We start from the raw sequence: 11,215 nt of genomic DNA, 5'->3' as shown, positions 1-11,215 counted from the left end.
CAATGGAGGGTTGAAGACAGGATCCGAGCCAGTGACTACGATTGATTCCTTTGCTGTATTGCTGTTTGCATCGAACATTCCTTCAATGCTGTAATCGAAATATCTGATAGGTCCGGCCTCTTGTTCCGAGGAAAGGATCGCTTGTCCGGTACCTTTGAATGCGTAGATTCGTGTCCCGTTTTTGACCGTTACTTCAAGTTCAGTCGGGGAGTTCCACGATGCAGACCATACCGGGGCTTTTCCTTCTTTGTCAAGGCTCATTGCCTGGGTGATGTACGGCATGAATGCATATGAAAAAATCGCACAGACAGTGCAGATTGTCCATAGGACCGCATTGCGGAGCACCAGAGGCGGGTGAGGAGAAAACATGGTAAAACTGTTTGCATTACTACGGCTGCATACCATAATAATGTATACATTTTATACGTGTAATACTTTAGGACACCACTATTAATATGCAGCGCATCATGATTACTTCGTTGATCGGTGCTCAAAATTCTCATGTACACTGTGTCATTCCCGTTTCGGTGCTACGTTCACCTTGTACTCATGCCGCTTGCGACAATTTTTAGTGATGCCCTTTAATGCATTGAAAAACCATAAGAGGCTGAAGGCCTGTTTTTTCGATATTTTATATTTTCTATCATGCATGATCTTTTGAGTCATACTCTGGTGATGATCGGTGGTTATTTTGCCATCATGAATCCGTTTGCCAATACGGCAATATTTACTGCGGTTACAGCAGGTATGGATGACCGTTCGGTTAAAAAAACGGCTTTCAGTGCTGTGGTAACGGCTTTGGGTATTGTTTTAAGCTTTATCCTGCTTGGCCGGATCATTTTCGATTTTTTCGGCATTACGCTTCCTGCGCTACGTGTTGCGGGTGGAATAATGGTTTTTTTTATCGGTTTTGACATGATGCACGGCAGAACATCGGCGGCTCATGCTCCTGCCAGTGATAACTCACCGGCAGAGCAGGGGCAGAATATCGGTATAAGCCCGTTGGGAATACCGATACTTGCCGGTCCGGGCACAATTGCAGTTTCAATGAGTTATTCCGCAACGGGAAATGTGCAGGAAATTGCCATCAACGCTCTTGTTTTTTCCATTATGTGTATGGTAACCTATGTTTTTTTCCTGCTTGGTGAAAAAGTTGAGCAGAAACTGGGACAGGAAGGGCTGAAAGTCATTACCCAGCTTATGGGTTTGATTCTCTCTGTCATAGGTATCCAAATAGGACTCGAGGGCATATTCGGTGCAATTTCACTGTTTGAACAGCACCATGCATCATGAGTCGATTGTAGAATCATCAGAATACGTTGATTATGATACATCCGCTTTTGTCGCGCATTGCTTTATTTGCTTTTTTGTTTCTCATGAGCTGTGGAGACAGTCCGCAGTCTGTTGCGAAAAATTTTACGGAGAATCTGGCGAAAGGCAGAATTTCCGAAGCAAAGAAATATGCGACCGAACCGACAGGTGAAATGCTTGACTTTGCCAGCAAGATCGGGGCTATGCCGGTCAACCCCGGTTTTACGTTCGTTTATGTTGAAAAAAACGTTGATGGTGACAAGGCAACGGTTGTGTACAGGGAGTCAGTGGATGGGCCTGATGAGCGCATTAACCTGGTGAGAATCGATGGTGAATGGAAAGTTCACATGCAGACGCCGAAGTAGCTGGTTATTGCTGCTGACGCTTATTGTGATGTTTTTTCTTCCATTGCAAACGGCAACCGATGAACTGGACCGTTTGAAGGGAAACATGCCAGGCGGGTGTATTGAATCACTGGCCGGTATTCTTGATGAAGGTGATATTATTTTTCGTTACGGAAACGGGGTCTGGTCTCCTGTCTTTAGGAATGTATCCTTGACCGAGAAAAGATTTTCTCACGCGGGGGTGATCATTGTGGAAAAAGGGCGGTTCTGGGTTGTCCATGCATCGGCACACGAGATGAACGGTGTGGGCTATGTATCGAAGGTGTCGCTCGAGCAGTTTCTTGCTGTTTCTTCGGATTACGCTGTTTATCGTTTTGGAAAAGAAAAAAATGTTCGGTGGCGCATAGCTGAAAACGCCAAAAGTTATATCGGACGTCCATTTGATTCCTCGTTCAACATTGCTGATAGAAACAGAGTGTATTGTACCGAGTTGGTGATGCATTCGGTTAATGACGCTGTCGGCTATAACGCTATTTCCCCGACAGTGGTCAACGGTGTTTCGCTTGTCGCTCCGGATGACTGCTATGAAGGCCGTGGTTTTTTTGCGGTAGCTGACAAGCGATTGTCTGGGAAACTCTGAGAGAGAGGTAGCAAGATCGAATACTCTTTTCAGGATTGTTTTTTCAACGCGGCTTTTATGCCGAGGCCGATTTCCTGTGCTGAGGTGACAGCTTCCGGTTGCTTTTCAAAAGCTCTCAGGCCGACCGAGGCAGTTGTCGCACCGGGTCCGTAGAGCATGGTGATGCCTGTCATGCTGCAGCTATTCCCGTTTCCGCAGGTCAGGCAAGGTACATTGCCTTTTATACCGACGTTGCCGAGATAGTTCATGCCCTCTTCCATCATAAAAAACTGAACGGCATTCGCTCCCAGCATCCCGGCAGGAGGCAGTCCTTCGGCATTTTCCGGGACACATGAGGAAATGACCGAAGCACCGGGTTTTCCTTTTAAAAACCCATGATTGTGCCGTAGAGGATACATGCGCTCCAAGAAGGCTTTTGTGCGTGAATCAAGTGTGGAATAAGGAGTGAAGCCCCCTATGACCAGGGCATCAGCCTCCTTGACGAGCTCAACGAAGAAATTACCGTCATCTTTGATGACACAACGATTTGTTTTTACACAACCGAGGCATGCATTACAGGGCGAGACAGTGTATTCGCTCAATTTGTGAAATTCATGGTCGATACCCGATGCTGAAAGAACGGCTTTAACGGCTCTGTCGGTGTTACTGTCAGCAATAGGAGAGCCGGAGATTCCTAAAATTTTCATTGATCACTGCTTTTTTGAAATACTACGGATCGAACTATTTTACAAAGCATGAACGATAATGTTTTTTTATTGTATTAACAATTATTAACGCATTTTCAATGCAATCATACAACTTCACGCTTTCCATGAGCGTTCGTGATTACGAGTGCGATATGCAGGGGATTGTCAATAACAGTGTCTACCAGAACTATCTCGAACATGCCCGCCATGAATATCTTAAAGCGGTCGGGATGGATTTCAAGATGTACGCACAGGAAGGGATAAACCTTGTTGTCGTAAGGGCTGAACTCGATTATAAATTTCCGCTTGAAAGCGGTGACAGATTTTTTGTCGGAGTGAATATGGTGAGAGAATCAAGGCTGAAGTTCGCGTTTTATCAGGACATTTTTCGGGAAAAGGATAAAAAGCTTATCCTGAAAGCAAAAATTACCGGAACTGCCCTCAATCAACGAGGCCGACCGGCAATTCCCGAAGAGCTTGATGCTGCTCTTGAACGCATTTCTACTACGATAATCGCTTAAAGAGTTCTTATGAAACCATTGAAACAGGTGGCTCAGGCGTATATGGCTCTGAGTAAAGGGGAAAGAGGTTTGCAGGAAGGTGCTTTTGAAGAAGCTGTTTCAGAGTATCAAAGGGCGATGGCCGTTACTCGTACAATTCCTCAAGAGGAAGTTTTCGATCATGAGGGGTTCGATGCTCTGTGTCATGCAGGTCTTGCCAGCGCATTGGGGAAGTTGGAGCAGTATGAGGAAAGTCTGGCATCGGCCGATAAGGCATTGCATTATTTCAACCGTCGGGGTGAGCTTCATAAGGAAGCTGGGAAGCAATGGATCGCTGCTGTCATGAGTCGCGCATTTGCGCTTGCGAGAACCGGTAGGTCAGGCGATGCGCTGAAAGCGTTTCATACGGTGAGTGAAATGATTGCCGATCGGAAAGGTGATTGGCCGGAGAAGGAAAAACTTCAGAAAACGGTTTCCGATAACATCGCCATGCTGCAGGCTTCCATGCCGGAGGACAAAGCAAAACGTAAAGCATGGTGGGAGTTCTGGTCCTGAATGGTCTTGCAGAAAGGAACAACAGAGAATATCAGGACAATTCTGGTCATCAGGTTCAGTTCGATCGGTGATATCGTTTTGACCACCCCTGTTCTGCGTCGCTTGCGGGCGGCTTATCCGGAAGCGTCAATCGATTTTTGCATCAAATCTCCATTTGTTTCCCTCGTGGAAGGGTCTCCGTATTTGAATGCCGTCTATACGTCCGATGCTCCACCACGCGGTCATTATGATTTGGTTGTCGATTTGCAGAACAACCTTCGTTCACGTTCATTGGTGCAATCGATTTCATACCATCAGCTTTACCGGTATCACAAGCAGAACTGGAAAAAACTGCTGCTTGTCAGGACGGGTCTCAACCTGTTCGGCACAGCCGAGTCCGTTGTGGACCGGTATATGGCAGCAATAGAGGACAGACAGATAGCTGGTGATGACAAAGGCTGCGAGTTATGGCTCAAGGAAGATGATCGCAACTTTGCGGCTTCGGTGGGCAGCGGAAACGAGCGTCGGCTGGCTGTTTGTTTCGGGGCTAATCATCTGACCAAGCGATATCCTCCGGGCAAGTTCGCTTCGGTTATTGAATCACTGCTTTCGGAACTGAAGCTGAGTGTTCTTCTGCTGGGAGGAACAGAAGACGTGGAGCAGGCTGATGAAATTCTTGCAGCACTCTCCGTGAATGCGGTGTCGAGAGTCGTGAATCTTGCCGGAAAATCTTCACTGACGGAATCTGCGGCGGTGCTGGAGAGCTGTGATGCTGTGTTGACGAACGATACCGGCCTTATGCACATGGCATCCGCTTTCGGAAAACAGTTGTTCGTGCTTTTCGGCTCTTCGGTGGGTGAGTTCGGGTTTCTTCCCTACCGTACATCTTACTGCATGTTCGAGGTGGCCGATCTGCCATGCCGTCCCTGTTCACATATTGGCAAAGATCACTGCCCGAAAGGTCATTTCAAGTGTATGATGGATATACCGGAACAAGCGGTGGCTGAAAAGATCTCTGATTATTTCAAAAATTTGTAACATACGTTCGAATGTATGTGCAACGTGAACTGATATGCTCATGAAGATAGCTACCTGGAACATCAACGGTATCCGGGCACGTAGGGATAGTTTGCTGGCATGGATCGATGAGAAAAAGCCTGATATTATCGTGCTCGAAGAACTCAAGGCTCAGGTGGAGACTATTCCCGAAGAGATTTTGTCGCTGAATGGATATACTAAATATTGGAACGGCTCGACATTCAAAAAAGGATACAGCGGTGTCGGTTTTCTTCTTAAAGAAGGAAGCCATAGCGATTGCCGTTTTGACATACCCGATTTTGACCGTGAAAATCGAACCGGGGCGGTTCACTACACGAACCTTACCGTTATCGGGACCTATGTTCCCAGAGGTGACGGTGATGCTCATTATGCGGTAAAACTCGATTATCTTTCCGATTTGAGCACTTACATTCAGGGCCTTTTACAGGAAGGTAGACAGGTGATTCATACAGGGGATATCAATGTGGCTCATACAGAACTCGATGTTCACCACTCCCAAAATAAGCCGGGAGCCGTAGGACTTCGGCCTGAAGAAAGAGCCGCTATCGACCGGCATCTTGCAGTAGGCCTGCACGATATTATGAGAGAACGGTTCCCGGACAAAAAGGATATGTTTACCTGGTGGCCATATTGGAAGGGCGCGAGAGAAAGAAATCTCGGGTGGAGAATCGATTGTTTCTACCTTTCGGATGAACTGGTAGATACTGCTCGGGAGGTGAGCATCGACCTCGATGAAAAAAGTTCAGATCACGCACCGGTTATCCTCGAACTCGGATATTCCATTGGCTGAAAGTTTTTTCACGGTGTATTTTGCTGCTCTGACAGCATATCAGGATCAGGATTTATTCTCTTGTTGGAATAATGACGAAAATCATTTACTTTTAAGGTTCAAATTTGCAAGTGGTGTTCATGAAACGGCATGAATCCAAGGGACAGGGATGCGCAATACCTGGTCCCCGCCATTTGTTAGAGTCAACATAATTGCCAATAAGTTGCTTTGCGCTATGGAAATGAAAAAACTTTACGAATGTACCGTGATTATCAATGGCGGGCTGGAAGATGACGGGATTGCCGCCGCCATGGATGAGGTAAAAAAAGTCATCGCTGAAAACGGTGGTGATATTGAAAATGTGCTTGAAGTCGGGAGACGGAAAATGGCCTACCCGATTAAAAAGCAAACGATCGGTTCCTACGCTCATATCGAGTTTCAGGGGAACCCTTCAGGCATAGCAGCCATTGAAAAAGCTTTCCGTTATGACGACAACATCCTGCGTTTTCTGATCGTGCATTTGAGCACTCCCCTACTGGAAATGCGCAAAAGGGTTGAGAAATACAGTGTAGTGATCGGCAGCCCTGAGGACCAGAGTGAAGAGGAGCAGCAACAGAATCCTGCTGCAAAAAATTAGCATCCCTGGCTCAAAGTCTACAGTTAACTATGAATCGATACCTTTTGGATAAAACGGAGGAATGGTTATGGCTGATTTGAAAATGCCTGAAATCAATAGTGTTGTCATCGCCGGTAATTTGACCAAAGACCCTGTTTTTCGTCAAACGAATTCGGGCGGTACACCTGTTGTGAATTTCTCGATTGCCTGTAACAGGCGTTTCAGGGACAGCAATCATCAATGGCAGGAAGATGTCTGTTATGTTGGTGTCGTTGCCTGGAACAAACTGGCCGAGAGCTGTCGTGACAACCTGAAAAAAAGCGCAGCTGTACTCGTTGACGGTGAACTGCAGAGCAGAACATGGAAAGCCCAAGACGGGTCATCGCGGACAGTGGTTGAAATCAAGGCACGGAGAATTCAGTTTCTCAACAAACGAAAGAAGTCCGAAGGTGAGGAAGAGGACTCTTCTGGTTTTATCGAAGATGATTTTCATGCTAGTGAAAGCGTCGATGAGAGTATTCGGAATGACGAGTCCGGCCACGTATACGAGTATAAATATCTCTCTTCCGAATAAGGAAGGAAAAATCTGACAAATTGTAACGAGAGAATGAAACAGAGACGTACAAATACATCGATGAGCAAGTCGATAGGTAATGCGCTTGCCTCCAAGAAAAAAGTATCAAAGAATCAGGTTGTTTTTTTTGACTACCGGGATGAAAGAAAACTGAAACGCTTCATCAACGATCAGGGAAAGATTATTCCGCGTCGCATTACAGGATTATCCGCAAAAGAGCAGAACCTTCTCACCCATTCGGTTAAATGGGCAAGGTTTCTTTCTATTATTCCCTATGTTGCGGACGAGTACAAATAAGGTGGTTAGAGAATTTTGTTTAAACATTTATTGAAATTGAGGAAGCAAAGCTGTGAAAGTTATTTTAAAAAAAGATATTGTAACGCTTGGTGACGCCGGTGAAGTCGTGGAGGTGAAAAACGGCTATGCCAACAATTATCTTATTCCGCAGGGGATAGCGCTCAGAGCTACCGAAGGCGCTCTCAGGGCGCTTGATACAGAAAGAAAACAGCAGGCTAAAAAAATCGAACAGCAGAGAATCGCTGCACGTGAGATAGCGGATAGATTGCAGCAGTTGAGTCTGAAGGTGTCTGCTAAAGCCGGAGAGTCCGGGAAACTTTTCGGTACGGTTACTTCAGGGGATATTGCTGAGGCGCTGAAGAACGAAGGGGTTAGTGTCGACCGCAGAAAGATAAGCCTTGAGGCCCCGATTAAAGCGTTGGGGAATTACGAGGTTGGGGTAAAGCTTTTCATGGATGTTTCCGCAACGCTTAAGGTTACCGTAGAGGCTGAAGGATAAGCTTTTTGCTCACCGAAAAGCTCGAAAAAGGATATAAGTCGCCGTACAACGATATCAATCGTTGTACGGCTTTTTTGTTTATGTCGAGAAATGATATAAATTGCTGTGCTAAAGTCGTAATAAGTGGTGTATAAGTGAAGTGTTAAATTTAATTGAAAAATGAATGAAGAGTGTCAACCCCCTATTGTTGAAAGCCAAGGAAGACGCGGGGGACTGTCCCCATAATCATATCTGTCTGGAGGGTAAAAGAGAACATCTGTGCAAAGTATGCGCTGAGTATGGTGATAAAGTTCTTTTTTTACAGAATGGCTTCCCTCAAAAAAATAGTTGCCCCTACTTTTATACTTTTGGTGATGATGGAATTTGTACCTGTCCGGTCAGGTATGCGCTATATAACGAATAGACGTGTAGATAACGGGTATGTCTGATCGCATATTTTTTTGTTCATTTTGCCCCGGATACTATGCGATAATACGTTATATGGTTTTATTTTATCCTTGTAGTGTCAACTGCAGGAAGCATATCACAAATTCTTTTGGGGAGTAACACCATGAGGCAAGCTCTATTTCAGGAAAAGTACCCAATCTACACGCTGGAAATCGACAAGTCAGAAACCTCCTATGGCTCAGTCGACGAAATTCTGGCTTTTTTCAAATCTAAAATCGATGCCCATCCGGTTGTTTCGTATATCGGTGCATTTGATCATTATGCGCATACAAAGTCATTGAAAGACGGAAAGATCAGCGACCAGATACTTGGTGCTAAAAACATTCTTTTCTGTTTTGGAAAAGAACTGCCGAGCCCTTGTGTGCTTTCGGTACGTCCACGCTCGATAGGGGTTGCCGAAATGGATGATGCGTTTGTCATAACCTTTCTCGAGGCTCCGAATCCCATGGCTAACAAGGCTATGGAAGATTGGGCGCTGAGCATAAAAGATAAGTAGTCGAAAATGCTTATGACGTGATTGGTAAAAAGAGGCAGACTCAAAAGGACTGTTTCGCGACTATCGGTCGCCATGCATACGCGCTTCCGGAAGAGAGTCACGCCGCTCCGTGAAATCCAGAAAAACTGTTTCACGGGGCGGTATGGCTTTTATGGAGATTACTGAGAGAATTGCTCGAGCATTCTGACGTCGTTTTCAAAAAGAAGGCGAATGTCGTCGATTTTGTATCGTAAGAGCGCGGTGCGGTCGACTCCCATGCCAAATGCGAAACCGGAATATTCATCCGGGTCGATCGAGCAGTTTCTGAGTACGTTCGGATGAACCATTCCGCATCCCAGAATTTCAAGCCAACCGGATTTTTTGCAGACACGGCAGCCTTTGCCGCCGCAGAGGTAACAGGTAACATCGACCTCGGCCGAGGGTTCGGTAAACGGAAAGAAGCTCGGTCTGAAACGAAGTTGTACAGTGCTGCCGAACATCTGCTTCGCGAAAGAATAGATCGTTGCTTTCAGGTCGGAAAAAGAGACGTGTTTATCGATATACAGCCCTTCGAGCTGATGGAAGACACAGTAGCTGCGTGCACTGATGGCTTCATTTCTATATACCTTACCAGGGCAGATGACCCTGATCGGAGGTTTTTCATCGAGCATGACCCTGATCTGTACCGGTGAGGTATGTGTCCGGAGGAGAAGATTATCTTCCCCATCGTTTCTGGTAATGAAAAAGGTATCCTGCATATCCCTCGCCGGGTGGTTTGCAGGAAAATTCAGCATGTCGAAATTATAACTGTCTCGCTCAAGTTCCGGACCGGTTGCTATCGTAAATCCCATGGACCGGAAGATTTGTTTCATGTCTCCCAGAACTTTCTGCACAGGATGTTCGGAGCCGGAGTACTCTTGCCGGCCGGGAAGGGTAAGATCGAGATGCTTCTTTCCTGTGCTTGACGATGGAGTATCGAGCTGCTTTTTCTCTCTATCGTACTTTTTTTCGGCAGACAGTTTCAGCTGATTCAGCAGTTGTCCAAAAACCGGGCGTTCGGTTGGTGAAACGTTTTTCAGTTGATTGAAGAGTTCGGCTATACTGCCTTTGCGCACCATGAACTGGAGACGAAATGCCTCCAGTTGTTCAGTACTCTCAATGATGAACCTGTCAATCTCCCGCTGTAACGATTCTATGCTGTTTTTCATGGAATGTAGTAGCTGCTTACAGTCTTAACCTATGGCTGATTTAACGATCTGGCTGAATGCGGCTGGATCCTTTACGGCAATTTCAGCCAGTGCTTTGCGGTTGATGTCGATATTTTTCTTGTTCATCGCATCCATCAGGCGGGAATAGCTTGTACCGTTTTCCCTGGCTGCTGCGTTGATGCGCATAATCCAGAGTGCACGGAACGTTCTTTTCTTGACCCTTCTGTCACGGTAAGCATACTGTTCCGCTTTGTCGACAGCATGTTTGGCAACGGTCAGAATATTGCCGCGTGAACCCCAGTATCCTTTTGCCTTCTTTAATATCCGTTTTCTTCTTGTGCGTGATGCAACTGCATTTGTAGCTCTTGGCATCGTAGTCTCGATTTAAATGTTTAACAATAGAACTCTGTATTAAGCAAGGATCATGCGCTTAATCTGCTTTTCCTGAGCTTTGTCTACCAGAGTTGACTGATGTAGACGTCGGGTTCTTTTTCTGTTTTTCTTTTCCAGATTATGCGACCCGTTCATTTTTTCGCGTTTAACTCGCCCTGATGCGGTTGTTTTAAACCTTTTGCAGGCGCCGCGATGTGATTTCATTTTAGGCATGGTCGTCTCGTTTTGTTATAAGTGTATGCTTACTGTTGTGATTCCTTGTTCATTTTAGCCAGCTGTCTCTCGTAGACTTCAATTTTTTTCTTGTCCGGCTCAAAATAGACAAACAGTCGTTTTCCCTCGAATTTGGGAGTGCCTTCGCGATTGCTGACGTTGCTGAGTCGTTCCGTCAACCGTTCAACAAGTTCGAAACCTTTGTCTTTATAAATAATGGAGCGTCCGAGAAAAACAACAGTTGCCCGGACCCTGTTGCCCTTGCGAAGAAACTCTTCAAGGTGTGCCGCTTTGAAGTCAAAATCGTGTTTGTCGGTATTGGGATGAAACCGAAGCTCTTTCAATGCGGTTGGTTTTGATTTTTTCTTTCTGTCCTTGTCTTTTTTGTCGAGTTTGTACTGAAGTTTGCCATAATTATCAAGCTTGCAGACGGGTGGTGTCGCAGTTGGCTGTACTTCTATGAGATCAAGCCCCTCTTCTTCTGCAAGTTTCAAGGCATTGCCAGTTCTCATGATCTCCTGTGATCCGTCACTGAAAACAACCCTTACCTCAGGTGTTCTGATTTGTTCGTTGACCCTGTAGGTTACTTTCGGCTTTTGAGGAGTGCTTCTCTTTTTTCTCATACGGTCTCGATTAGTTTGAATAACGCT

General features: G+C 45.8%; 18 protein-coding genes (1 of these 18 running past the window's edge). 12 read left to right on the top strand and 6 right to left on the bottom strand.

Annotation, left to right across the window (positions count from 1 at the left end; genetic code table 11):
- Nucleotides 1-369, bottom strand: the 5' portion of a protein-coding gene (locus CR164_RS04220; RefSeq protein WP_110022660.1) for a hypothetical protein. 936 nt of this gene lie to the left of the window's left edge; the window shows 369 of its 1,305 coding nt (coding positions 1-369); it begins with the start codon at nt 367-369; its stop codon lies off the left edge, out of view.
- 288 nt (nt 370-657) lie between these two features.
- Here CR164_RS04220 and CR164_RS04215 point away from each other — a divergent pair, with 288 nt between their 5' ends.
- From CR164_RS04215 to CR164_RS04205, 3 genes are read left to right on the top strand one after another with little or no spacing between them, the layout of a single operon-like run.
- Entirely contained in the window at nt 658-1,293 is a 636-nt protein-coding gene (locus CR164_RS04215) for a MarC family protein (RefSeq protein WP_239994456.1), read from the top strand.
- A 32-nt stretch (nt 1,294-1,325) separates the two neighbouring features.
- A complete protein-coding gene (locus CR164_RS04210) occupies nt 1,326-1,676 on the top strand; it encodes a DUF4878 domain-containing protein (protein WP_110022658.1) in 351 nt (116 codons plus the stop codon).
- Nucleotides 1,639-2,295, top strand: coding sequence for a YiiX/YebB-like N1pC/P60 family cysteine hydrolase (locus tag CR164_RS04205; protein WP_110022657.1), 657 nt, complete (start codon nt 1,639-1,641; stop codon nt 2,293-2,295). The genes CR164_RS04210 and CR164_RS04205 overlap by 38 nt, the downstream gene beginning before the upstream one ends.
- A gap of 29 nt (nt 2,296-2,324) precedes the next feature.
- Here CR164_RS04205 and CR164_RS04200 read toward each other — a convergent pair whose 3' ends face one another.
- The gene (locus tag CR164_RS04200; protein WP_110022656.1) at nt 2,325-2,981 is read right to left on the bottom strand and encodes a flavodoxin family protein; all 657 of its coding nucleotides are present in this window, start codon (nt 2,979-2,981) and stop codon (nt 2,325-2,327) included.
- A 98-nt stretch (nt 2,982-3,079) separates the two neighbouring features.
- Between CR164_RS04200 and CR164_RS04195 the strand changes: the two genes are divergently transcribed.
- The 9 genes from CR164_RS04195 (at nt 3,080) to CR164_RS04150 (ending at nt 8,772) form a co-directional block, all read left to right on the top strand.
- The gene (locus CR164_RS04195) at nt 3,080-3,502 is read left to right on the top strand and encodes an acyl-CoA thioesterase (protein ID WP_110022655.1); all 423 of its coding nucleotides are present in this window, start codon (nt 3,080-3,082) and stop codon (nt 3,500-3,502) included.
- A gap of 9 nt (nt 3,503-3,511) precedes the next feature.
- Entirely contained in the window at nt 3,512-4,036 is a 525-nt protein-coding gene (locus CR164_RS04190) for a DUF3856 domain-containing protein (protein ID WP_110022654.1), read from the top strand.
- Complete coding sequence (locus CR164_RS04185) at nt 4,037-5,053, top strand: glycosyltransferase family 9 protein (RefSeq protein ID WP_110022653.1); 1,017 nt, start codon at nt 4,037-4,039, stop codon at nt 5,051-5,053.
- A gap of 40 nt (nt 5,054-5,093) precedes the next feature.
- Nucleotides 5,094-5,864: an exodeoxyribonuclease III gene (locus tag CR164_RS04180; protein WP_110022704.1), complete on the top strand. Its 771-nt coding sequence runs from the start codon at nt 5,094-5,096 to the stop codon at nt 5,862-5,864.
- Nucleotides 5,865-6,078: 214 nt separating this feature from the next.
- Entirely contained in the window at nt 6,079-6,480 is a 402-nt protein-coding gene (rpsF, locus tag CR164_RS04175; RefSeq protein ID WP_110022652.1) for a 30S ribosomal protein S6, read from the top strand.
- A 67-nt stretch (nt 6,481-6,547) separates the two neighbouring features.
- Nucleotides 6,548-7,033 carry a single-stranded DNA-binding protein gene (locus CR164_RS04170; RefSeq protein ID WP_161953478.1) on the top strand — a complete coding sequence of 162 codons (486 nt, stop codon included), beginning with the start codon at nt 6,548-6,550 and terminating at the stop codon, nt 7,031-7,033.
- A 33-nt stretch (nt 7,034-7,066) separates the two neighbouring features.
- Nucleotides 7,067-7,330, top strand: coding sequence for a 30S ribosomal protein S18 (gene rpsR, locus CR164_RS04165; RefSeq protein ID WP_110022651.1), 264 nt, complete (start codon nt 7,067-7,069; stop codon nt 7,328-7,330).
- Nucleotides 7,331-7,382: 52 nt separating this feature from the next.
- Nucleotides 7,383-7,829 carry a 50S ribosomal protein L9 gene (rplI, locus tag CR164_RS04160; protein ID WP_110022650.1) on the top strand — a complete coding sequence of 149 codons (447 nt, stop codon included), beginning with the start codon at nt 7,383-7,385 and terminating at the stop codon, nt 7,827-7,829.
- Between the two features lie 550 nt (nt 7,830-8,379).
- The gene (locus tag CR164_RS04150; protein WP_110022648.1) at nt 8,380-8,772 is read left to right on the top strand and encodes a DUF6858 family protein; all 393 of its coding nucleotides are present in this window, start codon (nt 8,380-8,382) and stop codon (nt 8,770-8,772) included.
- A 158-nt stretch (nt 8,773-8,930) separates the two neighbouring features.
- Here the strand turns inward: CR164_RS04150 and pheS are convergent, their stop codons facing one another.
- Genes pheS through infC form a run of 4 tightly spaced genes read right to left on the bottom strand, consistent with a single transcriptional unit; the run spans nt 8,931 to nt 11,188 of the window.
- A complete protein-coding gene (gene pheS / locus CR164_RS04145; RefSeq protein WP_110022647.1) occupies nt 8,931-9,959 on the bottom strand; it encodes a phenylalanine--tRNA ligase subunit alpha in 1,029 nt (342 codons plus the stop codon).
- Nucleotides 9,960-9,983: 24 nt separating this feature from the next.
- A complete protein-coding gene (rplT, locus tag CR164_RS04140; protein WP_110022646.1) occupies nt 9,984-10,331 on the bottom strand; it encodes a 50S ribosomal protein L20 in 348 nt (115 codons plus the stop codon).
- Between the two features lie 39 nt (nt 10,332-10,370).
- Nucleotides 10,371-10,565: a 50S ribosomal protein L35 gene (rpmI, locus tag CR164_RS04135; RefSeq protein WP_110022645.1), complete on the bottom strand. Its 195-nt coding sequence runs from the start codon at nt 10,563-10,565 to the stop codon at nt 10,371-10,373.
- Between the two features lie 29 nt (nt 10,566-10,594).
- Nucleotides 10,595-11,188 carry a translation initiation factor IF-3 gene (gene infC, locus CR164_RS04130; RefSeq protein WP_110022644.1) on the bottom strand — a complete coding sequence of 198 codons (594 nt, stop codon included), beginning with the start codon at nt 11,186-11,188 and terminating at the stop codon, nt 10,595-10,597.
- Nucleotides 11,189-11,215 lie beyond the last annotated feature (27 nt).

Origin of the sequence: Prosthecochloris marina (assembly GCF_003182595.1) — a bacterium.
GTDB lineage: Bacteria > Bacteroidota > Chlorobiia > Chlorobiales > Chlorobiaceae > Prosthecochloris > Prosthecochloris marina.
Note: the sequence above shows the minus strand (reverse complement) of the source record. Positions and strands in the feature narration are given on the sequence as shown.

Excerpts from the sequence above, each read along its gene's own strand:
- rplT (WP_110022646.1), bottom strand. The coding sequence starts at position 10,331 with ATGCCAAGAGCTACAAATGCAGTTGCATCACGCACAAGAAGAAAACGG.
- CR164_RS04200 (WP_110022656.1), bottom strand. The coding sequence starts at position 2,981 with ATGAAAATTTTAGGAATCTCCGGCTCTCCTATTGCTGACAGTAACACC.
- CR164_RS04190 (WP_110022654.1), top strand. The coding sequence starts at position 3,512 with ATGAAACCATTGAAACAGGTGGCTCAGGCGTATATGGCTCTGAGTAAA.
- CR164_RS04205 (WP_110022657.1), top strand. The coding sequence starts at position 1,639 with ATGGTGAATGGAAAGTTCACATGCAGACGCCGAAGTAGCTGGTTATTG.
- rpmI (WP_110022645.1), bottom strand. The coding sequence starts at position 10,565 with ATGCCTAAAATGAAATCACATCGCGGCGCCTGCAAAAGGTTTAAAACA.
- pheS (WP_110022647.1), bottom strand. The coding sequence starts at position 9,959 with ATGAAAAACAGCATAGAATCGTTACAGCGGGAGATTGACAGGTTCATC.
- CR164_RS04150 (WP_110022648.1), top strand. The coding sequence starts at position 8,380 with ATGAGGCAAGCTCTATTTCAGGAAAAGTACCCAATCTACACGCTGGAA.
- CR164_RS04180 (WP_110022704.1), top strand. The coding sequence starts at position 5,094 with ATGAAGATAGCTACCTGGAACATCAACGGTATCCGGGCACGTAGGGAT.
- CR164_RS04210 (WP_110022658.1), top strand. The coding sequence starts at position 1,326 with ATGATACATCCGCTTTTGTCGCGCATTGCTTTATTTGCTTTTTTGTTT.
- rpsR (WP_110022651.1), top strand. The coding sequence starts at position 7,067 with ATGAAACAGAGACGTACAAATACATCGATGAGCAAGTCGATAGGTAAT.
- CR164_RS04195 (WP_110022655.1), top strand. The coding sequence starts at position 3,080 with ATGCAATCATACAACTTCACGCTTTCCATGAGCGTTCGTGATTACGAG.
- infC (WP_110022644.1), bottom strand. The coding sequence starts at position 11,188 with ATGAGAAAAAAGAGAAGCACTCCTCAAAAGCCGAAAGTAACCTACAGG.
- CR164_RS04185 (WP_110022653.1), top strand. The coding sequence starts at position 4,037 with ATGGTCTTGCAGAAAGGAACAACAGAGAATATCAGGACAATTCTGGTC.
- rpsF (WP_110022652.1), top strand. The coding sequence starts at position 6,079 with ATGGAAATGAAAAAACTTTACGAATGTACCGTGATTATCAATGGCGGG.
- CR164_RS04170 (WP_161953478.1), top strand. The coding sequence starts at position 6,548 with ATGGCTGATTTGAAAATGCCTGAAATCAATAGTGTTGTCATCGCCGGT.